The sequence below is a fragment of the Desulfitobacterium elongatum genome, from assembly GCF_055378975.1.
The window spans coordinates 3,799,331-3,815,730 of record NZ_AP038772.1; the positions used below are offsets into that span (position 1 = coordinate 3,799,331).

At 43.8% G+C, this 16,400-nt stretch carries 17 protein-coding genes and 2 riboswitches; of the genes, 5 read left to right on the top strand and 12 right to left on the bottom strand.

Annotated features, from left to right (window positions below):
- Positions 1 to 65: 65 nt before the first annotated feature.
- Complete coding sequence (locus ACZ42W_RS18030) at positions 66 to 317, bottom strand: hypothetical protein (protein ID WP_464166648.1); 252 nt, start codon at positions 315 to 317, stop codon at positions 66 to 68.
- Between the two features lie 124 nt (positions 318 to 441).
- Between ACZ42W_RS18030 and ACZ42W_RS18035 the strand changes: the two genes are divergently transcribed.
- A complete protein-coding gene (locus tag ACZ42W_RS18035; protein ID WP_464166649.1) occupies positions 442 to 972 on the top strand; it encodes a gamma carbonic anhydrase family protein in 531 nt (176 codons plus the stop codon).
- Positions 973 to 1,085: 113 nt separating this feature from the next.
- Here the strand turns inward: ACZ42W_RS18035 and ACZ42W_RS18040 are convergent, their stop codons facing one another.
- The 7 genes from ACZ42W_RS18040 to ACZ42W_RS18070 form a co-directional block, all read right to left on the bottom strand.
- A complete protein-coding gene (locus ACZ42W_RS18040; RefSeq protein ID WP_464166650.1) occupies positions 1,086 to 1,733 on the bottom strand; it encodes a potassium channel family protein in 648 nt (215 codons plus the stop codon).
- Between the two features lie 15 nt (positions 1,734 to 1,748).
- The gene (locus ACZ42W_RS18045) at positions 1,749 to 3,092 is read right to left on the bottom strand and encodes a TrkH family potassium uptake protein (protein WP_464171074.1); all 1,344 of its coding nucleotides are present in this window, start codon (positions 3,090 to 3,092) and stop codon (positions 1,749 to 1,751) included.
- Between the two features lie 121 nt (positions 3,093 to 3,213).
- On the bottom strand, positions 3,214 to 4,326 hold the full coding sequence (alr, locus tag ACZ42W_RS18050; protein WP_464166651.1) for an alanine racemase: 1,113 nt from the start codon (positions 4,324 to 4,326) through the stop codon (positions 3,214 to 3,216).
- 10 nt (positions 4,327 to 4,336) lie between these two features.
- Positions 4,337 to 5,905 (bottom strand): NAD(P)H-hydrate dehydratase, encoded by a 1,569-nt coding sequence (locus ACZ42W_RS18055; RefSeq protein ID WP_464166652.1) that lies wholly within the window; start codon positions 5,903 to 5,905, stop codon positions 4,337 to 4,339.
- A gap of 55 nt (positions 5,906 to 5,960) precedes the next feature.
- A complete protein-coding gene (locus ACZ42W_RS18060) occupies positions 5,961 to 6,317 on the bottom strand; it encodes a holo-ACP synthase (RefSeq protein WP_464166653.1) in 357 nt (118 codons plus the stop codon).
- 136 nt (positions 6,318 to 6,453) lie between these two features.
- Positions 6,454 to 7,728 carry a histidine kinase gene (locus ACZ42W_RS18065; RefSeq protein WP_464166654.1) on the bottom strand — a complete coding sequence of 425 codons (1,275 nt, stop codon included), beginning with the start codon at positions 7,726 to 7,728 and terminating at the stop codon, positions 6,454 to 6,456.
- An 86-nt stretch (positions 7,729 to 7,814) separates the two neighbouring features.
- Complete coding sequence (locus ACZ42W_RS18070) at positions 7,815 to 8,417, bottom strand: GntR family transcriptional regulator (RefSeq protein ID WP_464166655.1); 603 nt, start codon at positions 8,415 to 8,417, stop codon at positions 7,815 to 7,817.
- 107 nt (positions 8,418 to 8,524) lie between these two features.
- Positions 8,525 to 8,652: riboswitch (cyclic di-AMP (ydaO/yuaA leader) on the top strand.
- 110 nt (positions 8,653 to 8,762) lie between these two features.
- On the opposite strand from ACZ42W_RS18070, the gene eam reads away from it, so the two are divergent.
- Entirely contained in the window at positions 8,763 to 10,004 is a 1,242-nt protein-coding gene (eam, locus tag ACZ42W_RS18075) for a glutamate 2,3-aminomutase (protein ID WP_464166656.1), read from the top strand.
- A 251-nt stretch (positions 10,005 to 10,255) separates the two neighbouring features.
- Here eam and mnmL read toward each other — a convergent pair whose 3' ends face one another.
- Together mnmL and ACZ42W_RS18085 are read right to left on the bottom strand one after the other, a co-directional pair.
- Positions 10,256 to 11,233 (bottom strand): tRNA modification radical SAM protein MnmL/YtqA, encoded by a 978-nt coding sequence (gene mnmL / locus ACZ42W_RS18080; RefSeq protein WP_464166657.1) that lies wholly within the window; start codon positions 11,231 to 11,233, stop codon positions 10,256 to 10,258.
- Between the two features lie 142 nt (positions 11,234 to 11,375).
- Entirely contained in the window at positions 11,376 to 11,756 is a 381-nt protein-coding gene (locus ACZ42W_RS18085) for a VOC family protein (protein ID WP_464166658.1), read from the bottom strand.
- A 248-nt stretch (positions 11,757 to 12,004) separates the two neighbouring features.
- On the opposite strand from ACZ42W_RS18085, the gene ACZ42W_RS18090 reads away from it, so the two are divergent.
- Complete coding sequence (locus tag ACZ42W_RS18090; RefSeq protein WP_464166659.1) at positions 12,005 to 12,202, top strand: CooT family nickel-binding protein; 198 nt, start codon at positions 12,005 to 12,007, stop codon at positions 12,200 to 12,202.
- Positions 12,203 to 12,249: 47 nt separating this feature from the next.
- Positions 12,250 to 12,939, top strand: coding sequence for a tRNA (N6-threonylcarbamoyladenosine(37)-N6)-methyltransferase TrmO (tsaA, locus tag ACZ42W_RS18095; RefSeq protein WP_464166660.1), 690 nt, complete (start codon positions 12,250 to 12,252; stop codon positions 12,937 to 12,939).
- Between the two features lie 146 nt (positions 12,940 to 13,085).
- Here the strand turns inward: tsaA and ACZ42W_RS18100 are convergent, their stop codons facing one another.
- Both ACZ42W_RS18100 and ACZ42W_RS18105 read right to left on the bottom strand, forming a co-directional pair.
- Positions 13,086 to 13,592, bottom strand: a complete 507-nt coding sequence (locus ACZ42W_RS18100; protein WP_464166661.1) for a DoxX family membrane protein — start codon at positions 13,590 to 13,592, stop codon at positions 13,086 to 13,088.
- A 76-nt stretch (positions 13,593 to 13,668) separates the two neighbouring features.
- Positions 13,669 to 14,505 carry a manganese catalase family protein gene (locus ACZ42W_RS18105; RefSeq protein ID WP_464166662.1) on the bottom strand — a complete coding sequence of 279 codons (837 nt, stop codon included), beginning with the start codon at positions 14,503 to 14,505 and terminating at the stop codon, positions 13,669 to 13,671.
- Between the two features lie 307 nt (positions 14,506 to 14,812).
- Here ACZ42W_RS18105 and ACZ42W_RS18110 point away from each other — a divergent pair, with 307 nt between their 5' ends.
- The gene (locus ACZ42W_RS18110) at positions 14,813 to 16,036 is read left to right on the top strand and encodes an ArsB/NhaD family transporter (RefSeq protein ID WP_464171076.1); all 1,224 of its coding nucleotides are present in this window, start codon (positions 14,813 to 14,815) and stop codon (positions 16,034 to 16,036) included.
- A 107-nt stretch (positions 16,037 to 16,143) separates the two neighbouring features.
- A riboswitch (cyclic di-GMP riboswitch) is annotated at positions 16,144 to 16,243 on the top strand.
- Positions 16,244 to 16,400: the final 157 nt, after the last annotated feature.

The window sequence follows — 16,400 nt, forward strand, 5'->3', positions numbered from 1 at the left end:
ATAATTTCAGACTTCTTAGGATATATTGACTGTAAAAAATAAAAAAGTCTGATTTTTACAGACTGTTAAAAGGTTTTAAATCCATTAAGACTTCGATTAACTAGCGCATCCAAGAATGGGCCCAATATGAAACTCAAGAAAATGCGAAATCCTTCTGCTAAAACGAGCGCTACCCCTAAACGTATAAGAAAGCGTCCAGCCTTCGAGGAGGATCGCTTGATAATACCATCAAAGTCTAGCATTCCAGCAGCAATCCAGCCTAGTGAAAGGCATATTAGAAAATAGCCATAACTCAGTACTATCGTTAAATCTAACATAACCTGCCCCCCTCTGCACAGTGTATGTATCGCTAAGGGGTTTTAGACTAACAGGGGTCGCTGGACAGGTCCATGAAATCATCCTATAATTAGTTAAAATTTTATGTTTTCGGAGGGCTATTCGATGCTTTATTCCTTCAAAGGTAAGATACCTAATCTCGGTAAAAATGTGTTTATTGCTGAGGGCGCCCAAATTATTGGAGACGTACATATCTCAGAAGAAGGTAGTGTCTGGTATAATTCAGTCATCCGCGGTGACTTAGCCTCCATCACGATTGGAAAACGATCCAATATTCAAGATATGACCGTAATTCATGTAAACCATGGTCAACCCGTCGTCATCGAGGATGAGGTTTCTATCGGTCATTCCGTCATTTTGCATGGGTGTACAATCAAAAAGGGATCTCTGATTGGGATGGGAGCCATCATTCTGAACGGAGCCGTTATCGGGGAAGAATCACTCGTTGCCGCAGGCTCTCTTATTACGGAAAATAAAACCTTTCCACCACGTGTGCTCCTCATGGGCTCTCCCGCTAAAGTGGTTCGAGAACTTACCGAAAAGGAAATTCTTTCTCTTTACTCTACGGCAAATCGGTATGTAGAAAAAGCCTATGAGCACAGAGAAAACACTCCCATCCCGCTTCCCATCCCTTAAGGGAAAGTAGTTAATACATGAAACTAGGGCTACCTTAGTCATTCTAAGGTAGCCCTTCACATAAATCAATATAAAGGACACTCTTCAGGTAGAGTTTTAATACCATCTGAAGCTTAATCAGGCAACTTAGCTAAAGCTTCATTATCGCTAATTACAACTAAAACATCTTTGCTCTCCAACTTTGCATCTGCGCCCGGAGCAATATCGATCGTATTTCCATGTTTAATAGCCATCACGTTAATACCATAACGCGCTCTAAGATCCAATTCACCCAAGGATTTTCCCACAAATTTATTCGGAGTCATAATCTCCACGATGTGGTAATCAGGTGATAATTCAATAAAATCCATTACATTTGTTGTAACGAGGCTATGAGCAACGCGAAATCCCATATCTTTTTCTGGATAGATGATTTTATCTGCTCCGACCTTTTCAAGAACTTTCCCGTGGAGGGAGTCCACTGCTTTTGCTACAACACGCTGTATCCCCATTTCTTTAAGCATTAACGTAATAAGGATACTCGACTGAATATTATCCCCGATAGCAACCACTGCTACATCAAAATTTCGTATTCCTAAGGCTTTTAGATTTTCTTCTACTCTTGCGTCAGCTTGTACAGCATGGGTCACATCGTTCATGAGGGCTTGAACAGGGCCTTCATTTGAATCTATAGCCAATACATCGTGTCCTAAATGACTTAAAGTCTGAGCTACACTTGTCCCAAAGCGTCCTAAACCAATTACGACAAACTGCTTATGCATTTTCAAATCCTCCCACTATCCAATCATAATCTTCTCTTCAGGATATTTAATATGTTCATGTTGAGTCGTATTTCGTTTTTGGGAGAGTGCGAAGATAAGCGTCAAGGGTCCTACTCGCCCGGTGAACATGGTAAACGTGATTGCAAGTTTTCCTATATCCGTTAAACCCGGAGTGATACCCATCGTCAAACCAACTGTAGCAAAAGCTGAGGTCGCTTCGAAAAGGAGTGCTAAGAAATCAGCATTTTCCGTTAGGGTGAGCAATGCGGTTACGGTTAAAACTAGAAGTGTGGCAGAAAAGATTACCGCTACTGCTTTCTGAATCGTATCGTTAGGAATCGTCCGTTCGCGATATCTAACATGATCTTCTCCTCTAAAAAGACTCAAGGCATAAAGCCACACTGAAGCAAACGAGGTCGTCTTGATTCCCCCTCCAGTAGAACCAGGGGAAGCACCGATAAACATTAATATTATCATCAAAAGAAGCGTCGTGCTCCGCAAATCCCCGATATTTAGTGTATTATACCCTGCTGTACGAGGAGTGACAGACTGGAAAAGCGCCCCTAAAACTTTCCCCATGGGATCTAAGGGAGCTAACGTCTTAGGATTAGTAAACTCAATGGCAAAAATTGAGGCTGCTCCAAAGAGAATTAGACTCAAAGTTACTGAAATGACTATTTTTGAATGAAGCATAAGTTTCTTCCCGCGATGAGAATATAAATCGGATAATACAGTGAACCCCAATCCCCCTAAAATAATAAGCAGCATCACGGTGAGATTAACCACGGGATCACTCACATAACGAGTTATGCTTGAAAAATTCCCAAATAAGTCAAAGCCCGCATTATTAAAGGCTGAAATCGAATGAAAAATCCCATAGTACAAAGCTTTTTGCCAGCTCATATCAAACGACCAGCGAATAGCAAGAATCAAGGCACCTGTCGCTTCGATTCCAAAAGTCACCATAATTACGTATTTCGCGAGCCGGACAACCCCTTGGATAGACACCTGGTTCAAGGCTTCCTGGAGAAGCAGGCGTTCCTTGAGTGTCACTTTCCTCCCTAGTAGGATAGCAAAAAGAGTGGCGAAGGTCATAAAGCCTAAGCCCCCAATCTGAATCAGAGAAAGAATGACAATCTGCCCGAACAAAGTAAACGTTGTCCCCGTGTCCACTACGACGAGTCCGGTCACGCAGACCGCTGAAGTCGCAGTAAATAACGCATTAAGAAACCTTAAGCCCTGAGCATCCACAGTTGCTATGGGAAGGGTAAGGAGGAAAGCGCCTAATAATATCACTGCCGCGAATCCTAAAACTAGGATTCGCGCAGGGGTAAACAAGTTAAAATTCTCGCTGCTCAAGTTCTTTATTCCTTCTAGACGACTGACGAGTTTGTTATTTTCCACGATGTGTGAACCCCACTGTTCAAAGGCCTGTGTGGCCGCTTAATCATCCGCTTTACTAAATTACAATACCTGTTCTCTATTTAATATATACCCGTGGAACTCTCTTCGAAATTCCGCACACGACTTCATAATTAATAGTCCCTAACCAACTTGCCATCTCTGTCGCATCAATTCGTTCATACCCATCCGTCCCAAGAAGAGTCACCACATCTCCAACTTCAATGCCAGGAATTCGCGTCACATCGAGCATCGTCTGATCCATACATACACGTCCAATCATAGTCACACGCTTTCCTTTTACCAAGGCTTCTCCTTGGTTTGAAAGGGAGCGACGTAGGCCGTCGGCATAACCCACCGGAATCGTGGCTACTCGAGTGGGATAAGCCGCTCTAAAGGTCCTCCCATAGCTTACTGTTTCTCCTTCTGAAATCATCTTAATATGGGTCACCCGAGCTTTCCACGAAAGCACAGGTTCAATCCCCATATCCTTGCCCACATGCTTTGAAGGAGGCAATCCATACAGGATAATTCCAGGACGAACCAGCTCAAAATGAGCCTCCGGTAATTGCAGAATGGCAGCACTATTGGCAGCATGGCGAATCGGTATATTGATCCCCTGAGCTTTGAGTTTCCCAACGATCTCTTCAAACTTTTTCAGTTGTTCTTTTGCAAAGGTAAGATCGGAATGATCTGAAGTAGCAAAATGAGTATAAATTCCTTCGATATATAAATAAGGCAACTGTGCACAGGTTAATATCTGTTCGAATTCATCCTCTCTAAACCCGATTCGTCCCATCCCCGTATCCACTTTAAGATGAATCTTAGCTGTCTTCCCTTGATGTTCTCCCTCTTTAGATAAGGCCACAGCATGATCTAGTTGATAGACTCCACACGTAATATCTTCTTTCACGAGGGTTGAAGCATCTTCAATCGGCAGTGTACCAATGAGCATAACCGATGCGCTTGGAAAAGCCTTCCTGATCTCTAAGGCCTCATCCAATACTGCGACACCAAAGCGCCGAGCTCCCAAATCGTAGAGTGCTCGGACGATTTCTAAAGCTCCATGCCCATAAGCATCCGCCTTAACAATCGGCATAATCTCACTTTGTGTATATGTCTTTATCCGGTCATAATTCCTTTTAAGAGCCTGTAAATCTATTTCTGCCCATACCGGCCGTCTATTCGCCATAGTGCCCTCCTTATCGATTAATTTCCAAAGCTCTTCGTGCTTTGGGCAAGTAATCTGCTACTTCAGATGCTGTAAAGCCTGAACATCCAAATTCCTTGGCCAGTTCGTCGGCTGCTTTCCCATGTAAGTACACTCCGAGACAGGCTGCTGAACCCGGATCAACTCCTTGGGCCAACCAGGCTAAGATACTCCCAGTGAGAACGTCGCCTGTCCCCCCAGTCCCTAAACCCGGATTCCCAGTAGGATTGAGGAAGGCCCGCCCATCTGGCGTAGCAATTACGGTAATCGCTCCCTTAAGTACGATAATAGCTCCCCATTCCACAGCTTTTGTAACCGCCAACTCGAGTCGATTTTCCTGTACTTCTTCCGTCGAACAGCTACATAGCCGTGCCATCTCTCCAGGATGGGGAGTTAGGATTAATGCTCCTCTACCCTGCCGCCATCCCAGTAACCCCGGTTCGCTTGCTAAGATGTTCAGTGCATCGGCATCTAATACAACGGGAAGAGGGAGATTCCGTAGGACCTCTTCAATTACTAGAAGCAACTCAGGGTTTTGCCCTAACCCTGGTCCCATAGCAAGAGCTTGAGCCTTTTCCGCCCGCTCAAAGATGACTGGCCAAGCCTTCCCATCCAGGCACTCCTCCCCCTCCGCAGACCATACTGTCGCTTCAGTTAAGGCAAGATCGAGCCCTTCAGAAAGTCCTTTTGGAGTAATCATCTGGAGCAAACCAATCCCCGAACGGAGGGCTGCTTTACCTGCCAAAATGGCCGCTCCAGTCATCCCCTTCGAACCTGCAACTAAAACTCCTCGCCCATGCGTTCCCTTATGCCCCTGGAAACTTCGCGCCGGAAGAATCCCTCGAAGAACTTCATCCGTTAGAACGAAGTTCGCAAGCTCCTCATGAACTAAAAATCGCTCGGGAATAGAAATAGGATCAACAGTCACTCGACCTGAGAACTCCGGTCCTCTCCCCAGGAAGTGCCCAAGCTTTGGAAGTCCAAAGGTGACGGTTGACTGTGCGCAGACTGCAATCGAATAGACTTTCCCAGTATCTGCTTCTACCCCACTCGGAATATCTACAGAAACAACCGTGGCCTGTGCTCGATTGATTTCTTCCACATACTCCTCGACCAGACTAGGTAAGGCTCCGCGAAAACCGGTACCATAGATTGCATCGATGATCACTTCAGCCCGTGAAAGAGAAAGTCGTGCTAGCCGCCGCTGCTTTTCTCCCTCGATTGTAAACAATTTCCCACCGGTATTCTGATAGAGTCGATAGTTTAGAGCGGCATCTCCCTTGAACTCTTCCACTTTAGCAAAGGCGAAGACCGTTACATCCACTCCCAAAATCTCAAGATGACGAGCTACCGCTAACCCATCTCCTCCATTGTTTCCTTTTCCTACAAAAACAGTAACCTTACGTCCTGTCAATTCGGCATTTCGGACCGTTAAAATCTGACGAACCTCCTGTACGACAGCAAGTGCCGCATTCTCCATCAATAGCAGGCTTGGAATGCCGAATTCCCGGATGGCTCGTTCTTCTATCTCACGCATTTGCTTCGCGTTAACCACCCGCACCTTGCCCCACCCCTTTTATTCGTGTAATAAGAAAACTTACCTCGTACTCATCGTACTAAGAGAGAATTGCCATTCCTACTGCGTACTCTCTTTCGTGAGACAGACTGAGTCGAACTTGAGTACCGCCTCTCGCTATGACGTAAACTTGAGCCTTTTCAGAAAGGTATACGATAGGTTCCCCTGTCTCTTCACTGAGAATCTCAATGTCATGCCATGATAACCCACTCAGTCCCGTTCCTAGAGCTTTCAGCACTGCTTCTTTTCCAGCAAAGCGAGCTGCCCAGCTTGCTATGCTCTTTTGTTCTAAGCCCTTAATTTCACGGCTTGTAAAAAGACGCTCCCTGATCTTAGGTGTGCGCTCACAAGCCTTACTAAACCGTCCTATTTCGATTATATCGATTCCCGGAATCATCGCCTGGAGGACCTCCACATCATAGACTAATCTCAGTATACTCAGAAGAACCTTTAAAGAAGACTAATTAAGACCTGATAAAGTAACTCTTTGCGAAGAAGTGAACGGATGTGCGAGAAGCTACTTACCCGAGTGCTTAGAGGATTTCCTGCTCATCTTCCATCATTGTGAGTGGCAAATGCATCGTCACCGTCGTCCCTACACCGAGCTCGCTTTGAATCCTTAGTCCATATTCCTCTCCATAAAGGCCAATCAACCGTTCATGAACATTCGCCATTCCAACGCCATTACCTGACCCGACCCCAGGCTTCAAAACATCTTGAAGTCGCTCAGTCGGTATTCCTACCCCATCATCGTGGACATAGATATAAAGTTCCTTCTCCCTATGTTCGACCTTGATAGATACAATCCCATTCCCAAGTTTCGCTGTAATCCCATGCTTCACAGCATTTTCAACAAGGGGTTGGATACTTAAACGCGGAATCACAGCATTGAGAAGATTCTCTGGAATTTCTCCCTTAACTTGAAGTTTTCGTCCAAAGCGTGCTTTCTCAAGAATCAAATAAGTATTTACAAATTTCATTTCTTCACTAATGCAAATAAGTGTTCCTTTTGACTTAAGGGCCTTACGGAAGAATTCCGCTAGATGGATGAGCAAACGTCTCGATCGATTGGGATTCGTTCGGCTCGTCGCAATGATCGTATTTAAAACATTAAAGAAGAAATGAGGATTAATCTGTGCTTGAAGTGCATCTAGCTGTGCTTCGGCAGCAAGCTTTGCTTGATGATCCAGCTCTGCGAGCTCGATTTGAATCCCCAGCAGCTGCGCCATTCCGATTGCTAAACGAATAAGATCCGGAGAAATCTGACCATCTTTTGTTTCATAGAGCTTCATTGTCCCAACCACTTTTCCCTGACAGAGCAAAGGCACGATAACCGCTGCCGCGAGCGGGCAATCGCAAACACCCTGGCGCGGACAATTTAGTTCTTTTTGCGTGCGAACAATCTTATAAGTGCCTGTACGGATCACTTCACGTGTGGCTTGGGTCAGAATTCGATCTCCCGGGTGATGCTGATCACATCCAACCCCGAGATAGGCGAGTTGCTTCTCACAATCTGTTATCGAGACAGCAGCGACCTGTGCAATCTCTTGGATAATCTGCGCAATAGATTCTGCATTCTGCTCATTAAGCCCACGCCGTAGATAGGGAAGAGTTTCGTTAGCGATTTTGAAACTAAGTTCTGCGTTACGCTCAGAAGACTGACGAACTGCCTGTTGGCGCTGTGCATTTAATTGATAAAGCAGGAATAACGTATTCCCAATCAAAAAGGGAATGAGCAGGGTCAATTGGCTAGTAACCATAGTAAGCACTAATTCAGTTCCTAGAATCACTAAGAAACGCCAGATCATAGTTAATCCCTCATATCGCATAAATTTATCAACAGGCTAAGTGTTATCCCCTTTTATTCGACAGAGAGTTATCCCCTTCCTGTATTCTAGTGAAGGATTTCTACGAGTTTTTCTTTCCCCTGGTCAGTGCCGACAACGAGAAGGATATCTCCTTCCATTAATACAAATCCTGCACCCGGCGAGAAATGTTCGCTCCCACTCCGAATCACTGCGACAACCGTCAGCCCCGTTTGCTCTCTAATTCTTAAGTCACTTAAAGTCTTACCCAAAGCTGATGAGCTTTGTCCTACTTCAATTTCCCCGACGTCCATCCAGCGGGATGCCAGCCGATCCGTATAGGTCACGATTTTCGTAAGGTGGGCATCGATCTGAAGATCGATTTCTCGTCTTTTATCCATCAACTGCTTCATATCATCGAGGTAAACCTGGATTTCTGCTTTTTGGTCAAAGCCGCGCATGAATTTTTCGGCTTGGCTTTTGGAGATTACAGTAATCCCTATCCCTTGACTTACCATGACGACTCCCCCATTCTGGAGGATTGCGATAGAACGTCTAATCGTCTCAGGAGAAACATTATAACGTCCCGCTAGGGTTGAGCGCCCGTGAATTTTATCTCCTTCCCGATATTCTCCCAGCACAATTGAATGAGCAATATCTAGAGCAATTTCTTGATAACGTGCCTGTTCCATTATATCCACTCCTCGCCAGCATTCTCTATAATATTTCCAACTTTTGGCTCAAAAATCCCATTGACTACTGGCAACTCTCATGATACTATTAAGTTGCTAGTTATTCAAGTTAATAAAGGCTGAATTTCCTAAAGGAAAACGGGGGAACCATTTCTGGGGTGAATCGCTAACCAGCGTAGAGCATGTTTCAGCTCGAATCCGTCAGCTAACCTCGTAAGCATTGAAACACATCAGAAGCACTAGAGTAATCATCGCTAATGCTAGGCTTCTGTGTTATTCATGCATTTCTATAGGGAACCGATTTCGGTTCTCTTTTTATTTCAGCACTGTAGAGGAGGTATATTCATGGCCATTGTGTTTTCATCCCCTGACCCAAAACATTCCTCTCTCGCGCGGGCTTTCGAACTTAAACAGAAGGTGCTACCCTATCTTAAATGCAAAGCGCGTATTCCAACCGGAAGAACGACTACTGAGGAATCTCAAAGGAACCGTGAATTTATTTTAACTCAACTCGATGCGACCCCCGAAAATTGGCTGGATTGGCGTTGGCAGATGAAACATCGCATCAAGGATGCTGGAACATTGAAAACCTTACTTTCGTTAAGTCCTCAGCAAGTAGATGAAATACATGCCATAGGCAAAGTCTATCGTTGGGCTGTTTCCCCTTATTATCTTAGTCTTATCGATAAAGATGATCCCCAAGATCCCATACGCCTTCAAAGTCTACCTTCTATCTTAGAGCTCAAAGATTTCTCAGGGGAAGAAGACCCGATGGGAGAAGCCTTTACTTCACCCTCTCCATGCATTACTCGTCGTTACCCTGATCGATTGATAATAAACGTAACAAACCTCTGTGCTATGTACTGTCGGCATTGTCAACGTCGTAGAAACATCGGTGAGATCGATGTCCACGAGACCCGTTCTCGCTTGCAGTCCGCTTTAGACTATATACGTAGCAACCCTGAGATACGTGATGTCCTCATCACGGGGGGAGATGCTCTTCTTTTAAGTGACCAAACCCTTGATTGGCTCCTCAAGGAGCTTCATCAGATTCCACATGTCGAGATTAAACGGATCGGGACCAGGGTCCCTGTCACACTCCCCATGCGAATAACCGGTGAGCTTTGTAGCATCCTAGAAAAATACCCACCCATCTATATCAACACCCAGTTTAACCATCCCAAAGAAGTAACTGAAGAGGCGAAGCAAGCTGCCGATAAGTTGGTTAAAGCTGGCGTAATTCTCGGTAATCAGGCAGTTCTCCTTAAAGGAATTAACAACAAACCCGAGATTATGAAAAGCTTAAATCAAGAATTACTTAAAATTCGAGTTCGTCCCTATTATATTTTTCACGCCAAGAATGTCAAAGGTACAAGCCATTTTATACCCAAAATCCAAGATGGTCTAGAGATAATGGAGAAACTTCGAGGATATACTTCAGGTTTAGCCATCCCTACCTACATTATCAACGCACCGGGAGGGGGAGGAAAAACCCCAATCCTTCCCCAATATCTCGTTTCTCTAAATGAAAACGAGGCCATTCTGCGAACGTGGGAAGGAAAAATCGTCCACTATCCAAATCACTGAGTTAAGGAGGGGACCGCATGATGAAGCAGTCCGATCAAAAAAATAACATATATGAATATATTCTTCAGACTCATCAAAACAACTTAAAGCGGTATCTCGATTTAGCTCCCAGCCTCAGTCCAAAGGACCTGGGACCTCAAAAAAAGCATCCTAATCTTAGCCCAATATGCGACACGAGATTAAGCTCGATGCGTCCGAACAAAGCGAACTAAATTATGGTATCTCCTCCTTCTTTACTATAGCGGCAAACGTTACATTAGTCCTCTTGGATTCCTGTATCGGTATGTCGTTTTCTTTTTTCCCTGCCAACTACCCCTTCGCTCAAGCTCTCTGTCAATCGCGTTAAGTACTTCCCATTTCTTCAGACTCCACAATGGAGCTATTAGGTCTTTCCTTGGAGCATCCCCTGTTAAGCGGTGAATAATCATTTGGGGTGGTAAGATCTCCAGGATATCGGAAATGAGTGTAACATATTCTTCTTGTGAGAGTAATGGAAAAGGTTCGCGTTCATATATTTTTGCCAGAGGGGTTCCTCTCAACACATGCAGTAAGTGAAGCTTCAAGCCTTGTAAGGGTAACTCTGCGACAGCTTGAGCGGAAACCTTCATATCTTCAAGGGTCTCCCCTGGTAACCCAAAGATCATATGGGCGCAGACGCGAATCTTTCTCTGCTGTAACTTCTCTAAACCCTGTAGGAATTCCGAATACGCATGTCCACGTCCTACCCATTCCATAGTCCGATCGTGGATACTTTGTAAGCCTAATTCAACCCATAAATACGTCCTTTGGTTCAATTCTTCGAGATAGTCGAGCACTTCTTCGGGGAGGCAATCCGGTCGGGTTGCAATCGATATCCCGACAACCCCTTCTTCTTGAAGTGCTTGTTCGTAAACCTCTCGCAAGCGTTCTATGGGAGCATAGGTATTTGTATACGCTTGAAAATAAGCTAAATACTTAGCATTAGGCCATTTACGACTCATGACTTCCTTGACTTCTACGAACTGTTCATGAATCGATTTCTCAACTTGTCCCGCGAAATCTCCAGAACCTCGTGCGCTGCAATAGACACATCCGCCCCAGCCTAAGGCACCATCACGGTTGGGGCACGTAAACCCTGCATCGAGTGAAACCTTAAACACCTTTTCCCCAAAGACCTCACGTAAATGTTGATTTAATGTATAATAACGTTTCTCCCCATTTTGCCAGAGGAAGTTCCGCATTTCCTTCATATATTTTACTCACCTTACTTCTTATCCACCTTGTTATAACACCGCCTTAAGAATAACAGAAGTCAAGAAGATATTCAAAAAAAGATGCCCCTTTTGCCCTATTATAGGCATTAGGAGCATCTTTACATGTCGTTTCTGCTGATTACTCTTGGTAAAGCTCGAGTTTTTCCTCGGAAGGACCTCTGAAGAAGAAATTGTATCTCCCCTCTCCCATAGATCTTGGTTCTTCATTTATTAGCACTACATTATGACCTTTTAGCCATTCTACTGCCTTGAAAATGTCCTGAACTCGAAAAGCAATATGATTAACTACCCCATCGCTAAATTGTTTCCCATCATTAACTTCCACAAGTTCAATAACAGTCTCTCCTAACTTGAGAAAAACAAGTTCCACCTCACCCGGCTTGACTCGCTTGATGAATTCGAATCCAAGGACTTCCGTATAGAATGTGATTGCTTTTTCCATTTCAATCGTCTTAATTCCAATATGCTCTAAACCCATGAATAATGCATTTTCACTCATTTAAAATTCCCTCCGTTCTCCAAGTGACCCTTGGTACTCTCTCCCACATCATATCATGTGCCTCAATGAAGAAGAAGTGCTGGATCACCCCTCTTTTTTTCTTTATCTTTTAATAAACAGGAAGGAAATTTTCAATGGATGGAGAATAAAATTCTAAGTAACATACGATTCTATTAAAGGCCATGGAGGTCTTACCGTATTGACGGTGTCTCCATGACCTTTTTGATTTGAAAGGGAGGTTTTTAGAAATGTGTGAAGCAAATGCTTATTTAAAAACTGGTGAAGAAGAGGAAGTTCTCTTTATGGAATCTGTGGATATTATAGAGCCCTATGAAGAAGGGCTAAAGCTTGTTGATATCTTCGGAAAGCAAAAATTCATTCGGGCAATAATCAAAGACATGACTTTATTAAATCACCGAATTAATCTGGAGCAACTCCCTGAGTAAAGAGCCTTCCCGAGGAGTCTTTAATTGATAGAAAGGTAGAGTGTGCAATGAAGATCGAATTTCAATCCATTGGTACAATTCATACTCCCTATTTACCTTCTCTTCCGATTCCTACTCAGCCCATCAAAGATGCTCAAGGAGAATTTTGGATTACGCTCCAGCCTGAATTCATCGACGGCCTCGAAAAACTCCTCACGTACCGCTACATTACGGTCCTTTACTACATGGATCAGGCAAAATCGGAGGTTCAACTGAAAGTCCGTCCCTCCTGGGCTCCCGAAATCGAAGTTGGGGTTTTCGCTAGTCGTTCTCCCCATCGTCCGAATCCTCTTGGGTTTAGTATTGTCGAGCTTAAAGGAATAGAAGGAAATGAAATTCTCATCTCTGGGATTGATGTCTATAATGGGACTCCGCTCTTAGATATCAAACCCTATATTAACGTTTTGGATGTTAAGCCTGATGCAAACGATGGTTGGTATGACAGTCTTCCTGATAAAGATCACACTATTGCCCATCTCTTAGATCTTTCACATGAACACAGCTCTAACTCCGATCATGATCATGGGCATGCTAATAACACTTCTCATGAACATACCGCTGGGCATTCACATGGGCACTCCCACCTTCATGGACATACTCCTATGCATGATCATACGCATGACCACTTACTTCCTTCTAAAATTTCAATCCGTAGGACCGTAATGAAGGGTAAATCTATTTCGAAGAAACTCTTATGAGTGACTAATAAGAACCTTGAACGCGTAGCTTCTTGCAACGATTGTCGTAAAGACAATCGCACTTATTTGGCAGGGTTTCGTCCTTAGGTGAAAACAAGGCTATCCCAGATTCAAACTGAAACTGAGATAGCCTTGTTTTATGAATTTTAGCCTTTAGCTAATCGCCACTTCTTCCAACGAGGCAAGAATATCCGATCTACTCCCCAGAAATAAGCTGCTGCGCCAGCCCACAGGAGTACGCCTTCCCAGAAGATCATGACAGGATTTGCACTAAGGGTTCCTGCCAACATATAACTCATATTCATGAGGATCGCAGCGAGCAAAGCAATCGTCGTTAAAAATCCTAATATGAGCCCCAAACCGACAAGGAGTTCCCCCCAAGCCACAACATATCCAAAAACTGTGGCATTAGGCAAGGCTACATTCTGAATAAAAGTCGCATACCACCCTGCCACATCTGGATGTTGACCTCCGGTTTTTGCTAAGGCACCCTTTAAAAACCCTGTAACAGCAGTTCCCGCATTCGGGCCGACCCAGGCAGCGGAACTTGCTCCAAAAACTTTATCAATACCATGACTAAACCATTCCCATCCGACATAGACACGAAGGACTGTCCAAATTACCTGCATGAGCCTAGATTCACGCCAAGCCATTACTATCCCTCCCAAAGGCTGAGAGAAACATAATTCTGTAAGATTATATCCTCATCAGCAAAATCAATTTTTAGTGTTAATGCAGCGGTTTCGACGGTTGAGGACTTGTTTGAGGTTGTTTTGGCGGTTGTGGCTGAGCATACTGTGGGTTATTTCGTGTATGATCATTATAACCTGGAGATACTTCACCCTTCCCGTCAGGCCCACGATCTTTTCCATACTTTGCCGGTCCACCATATTTCTCATTTGGATTTTCTTCATATTGAATTCCATTCCCTTGATTCCATGGGCCCCGAGCGTCCCCCGCACCTGTCGAAAGGTTCATGTACTTCTTCGAGAATTCGGAATCACGGAAGTCCTTATTCACGCCAGTCCCTTCCAAGGTACTAATAGCTTGCATGAAGGAGAAATTATGAGACTCTTCTCGGCTAAGTAGGAAGCGAACCATGTCTTTGACGCCAGCATCATCAGTTTGTTGAAGTAGCCGTTCATAAATTAATTTCGCTCTTAGCTCGGCAGTGGAATTTGAAGATAGGTCAGCATAGATATCTCCAGTGGATTCAATATAGGCACCTGTCCAAGGTATTCCCATCGAGTTTGTTAAGAGTGGCCCCCCAGATAAAAGTGCCATATGTATTGCAGGAAAATCCTTTTGGACCTTGTCCGTAGGACCAAGAAGCATTGCAATCGATTCCCCTACCATCTCCAAGTGACTCATTTCTTCAGCCGCAATATCTTGAAGCAAATCTCTGATTTTAGGATCATTACAGCCCAAACTTTGGGACATGTATTGCATCGCAGCTTTAAGTTCCCCATGGGGTCCCCCAAATTGTTCTAATAAAAGATTCGCAAACCTCGGGTCGGGTCGATCGACATGAACTGTATATTCCATATCTTTGATGTGTTTAAACAAGAGCTTAACCTCCTTTACAAGATAAAGTAAACAAAATTATTATCCTCTAAAGGAAGAAAACTATACACCTAATCAACTTAAATAAAACGCAACCCAACGAGGCAAGCTAGGTTATATTTAAATAATGATTAGCATTATGAAGGATTTACATTGTTTGAAACCAAGTTAATTTGGATCTAAGCAGATTTTCCCTTTTCATACCCGTTTGTCTGAGGTAAAATATACGGAAGGTCTAAGCACTTAAAGGGGAGTGAATCATTTGGCGAGCATTGCACTTGTCGTATTTATCCTAACCTATGCTCTTATCATGTCTGAGAAGGTTCATCGTGCCATTGCAGCCTTGTTGGGCGGGATGATCTTAATCCTTATAGGCGTTCTTTCCCAGGAAGTGGCCATCGAACATATTGATTGGAATACACTCGGCCTATTGATCGGAATGATGATTATCGTAGGAATTACTCGGAAGACGGGTGTTTTCCAGTACTTAGCGGTAAAAGCAGTTCAGATTTCGAAAGGTGAACCAATCCGGATATTAATTTCTTTAGCTACGATTACAGCACTTCTTTCGGCCTTCCTTGACAATGTCACCACGGTTTTACTTATTGTTCCCATTACCTTCACTATCGCAGGAGCTATGGGACTCAACCCAATCCCCTTCCTCATGAGTCAGATTTTAGCGAGCAATATTGGCGGAACAGCCACATTAATCGGGGATCCACCCAACATCATGATTGGAAGTCAAACTCATCTTGGATTTATGGACTTTTTAGTCAACCTAACTCCTGTGATTATTGTCATACATATCGTCACTATGCTAATTTTCTATTTTCTCTATCGCAATAAACTAAAAGTGAGTGACGAGGTGAAACAAAAAGTTACGCAAGTTAACCCTCTTGAAGAGATCAAAGATTATGCGCTCTTAAGAAAGAGTCTTTTAGTTCTTGGTTTGACAATCCTTGGATTCATACTTCATCAGATGTTGCATTTAGAGTCCGCCACGATTGCCCTGTCTGGCGCAGCTCTTTTGATGCTCATTTCAAAGGAGGAACCAGAAGATATATTCCTATCAATTGAATGGCCCTCACTCTTCTTTTTTGCAGGGCTATTCATCGTCGTCGGTGGTTTAGTTGAGACCGGGTTAATTAACCGACTTGCTCAATGGGCACTCAATGTAACTGCCGGGAACTTCAAACTCACGGGAATGCTCATTCTATGGCTCTCAGCCATTGCCTCCGCCTTTGTCGATAATATTCCCTTTGTCGCTACGATGATTCCGTTAATTCATCAAATGGGAACCCTTGGCGGAATGACCCCAGAAGCCCTCGAACCGCTTTGGTGGGCCTTATCACTTGGAGCCTGCCTTGGTGGAAACGGAACGATTATTGGAGCTTCAGCCAATGTCATTGTGGCAGGTTTAGCAGAGAAGAATGGCTATAAAATGACCTTCGCCGGTTTTATGAAACTAGCCTTTCCACTAATGCTCGTGTCTATTGTTATTTCTACGGGTTATCTTCTTTTGTTTTACTTCTAGAATAAGGATTACGTTCGTCTAGGTTTTAAACCAAAAAATCGTATAACTTGAGCGACATCGACATTTTATGGTATAATGAAAGTGCCTTTAATAATTGAAAACGTGTTCTTGTGTTGGGGTAAACTTCGCGAAAGCGAAGGACGCTAAAGCTATGGGTCTACGGCTGCATGAATAACTAACATCAGCTAGGATCGCCAAGCTACAAGTCTTTGAACTTCTCAGGGGAGAGCAGTTCCTTATTGGACTGCTCTCTTTCTATTTTTGTTTTTTAAGAATTAGTCTGATTGAAAGGAGGATAAACTTAGCTTAAAGAGCTGCAGCAACACAATTCCTGTTAAAATAATATAATCGTAAAATGGAGGTT

Bases quoted from the DNA above. Each gene is read 5' to 3' on its own strand.
- ACZ42W_RS18090 (WP_464166659.1), top strand. From the start codon at position 12,005: ATGTGTGAAGCAAATGCTTATTTAAAAACTGGTGAAGAAGAGGAAGTT.
- ACZ42W_RS18030 (WP_464166648.1), bottom strand. From the start codon at position 317: ATGTTAGATTTAACGATAGTACTGAGTTATGGCTATTTTCTAATATGC.
- eam (WP_464166656.1), top strand. From the start codon at position 8,763: ATGGCCATTGTGTTTTCATCCCCTGACCCAAAACATTCCTCTCTCGCG.
- ACZ42W_RS18070 (WP_464166655.1), bottom strand. From the start codon at position 8,417: ATGGAACAGGCACGTTATCAAGAAATTGCTCTAGATATTGCTCATTCA.
- ACZ42W_RS18100 (WP_464166661.1), bottom strand. From the start codon at position 13,592: ATGGCTTGGCGTGAATCTAGGCTCATGCAGGTAATTTGGACAGTCCTT.
- ACZ42W_RS18060 (WP_464166653.1), bottom strand. From the start codon at position 6,317: ATGATTCCGGGAATCGATATAATCGAAATAGGACGGTTTAGTAAGGCT.
- ACZ42W_RS18065 (WP_464166654.1), bottom strand. From the start codon at position 7,728: ATGATCTGGCGTTTCTTAGTGATTCTAGGAACTGAATTAGTGCTTACT.
- alr (WP_464166651.1), bottom strand. From the start codon at position 4,326: ATGGCGAATAGACGGCCGGTATGGGCAGAAATAGATTTACAGGCTCTT.
- ACZ42W_RS18085 (WP_464166658.1), bottom strand. From the start codon at position 11,756: ATGAGTGAAAATGCATTATTCATGGGTTTAGAGCATATTGGAATTAAG.
- ACZ42W_RS18040 (WP_464166650.1), bottom strand. From the start codon at position 1,733: ATGCATAAGCAGTTTGTCGTAATTGGTTTAGGACGCTTTGGGACAAGT.
- ACZ42W_RS18110 (WP_464171076.1), top strand. From the start codon at position 14,813: ATGTCTGAGAAGGTTCATCGTGCCATTGCAGCCTTGTTGGGCGGGATG.
- ACZ42W_RS18035 (WP_464166649.1), top strand. From the start codon at position 442: ATGCTTTATTCCTTCAAAGGTAAGATACCTAATCTCGGTAAAAATGTG.
- mnmL (WP_464166657.1), bottom strand. From the start codon at position 11,233: ATGAAGGAAATGCGGAACTTCCTCTGGCAAAATGGGGAGAAACGTTAT.
- tsaA (WP_464166660.1), top strand. From the start codon at position 12,250: ATGAAGATCGAATTTCAATCCATTGGTACAATTCATACTCCCTATTTA.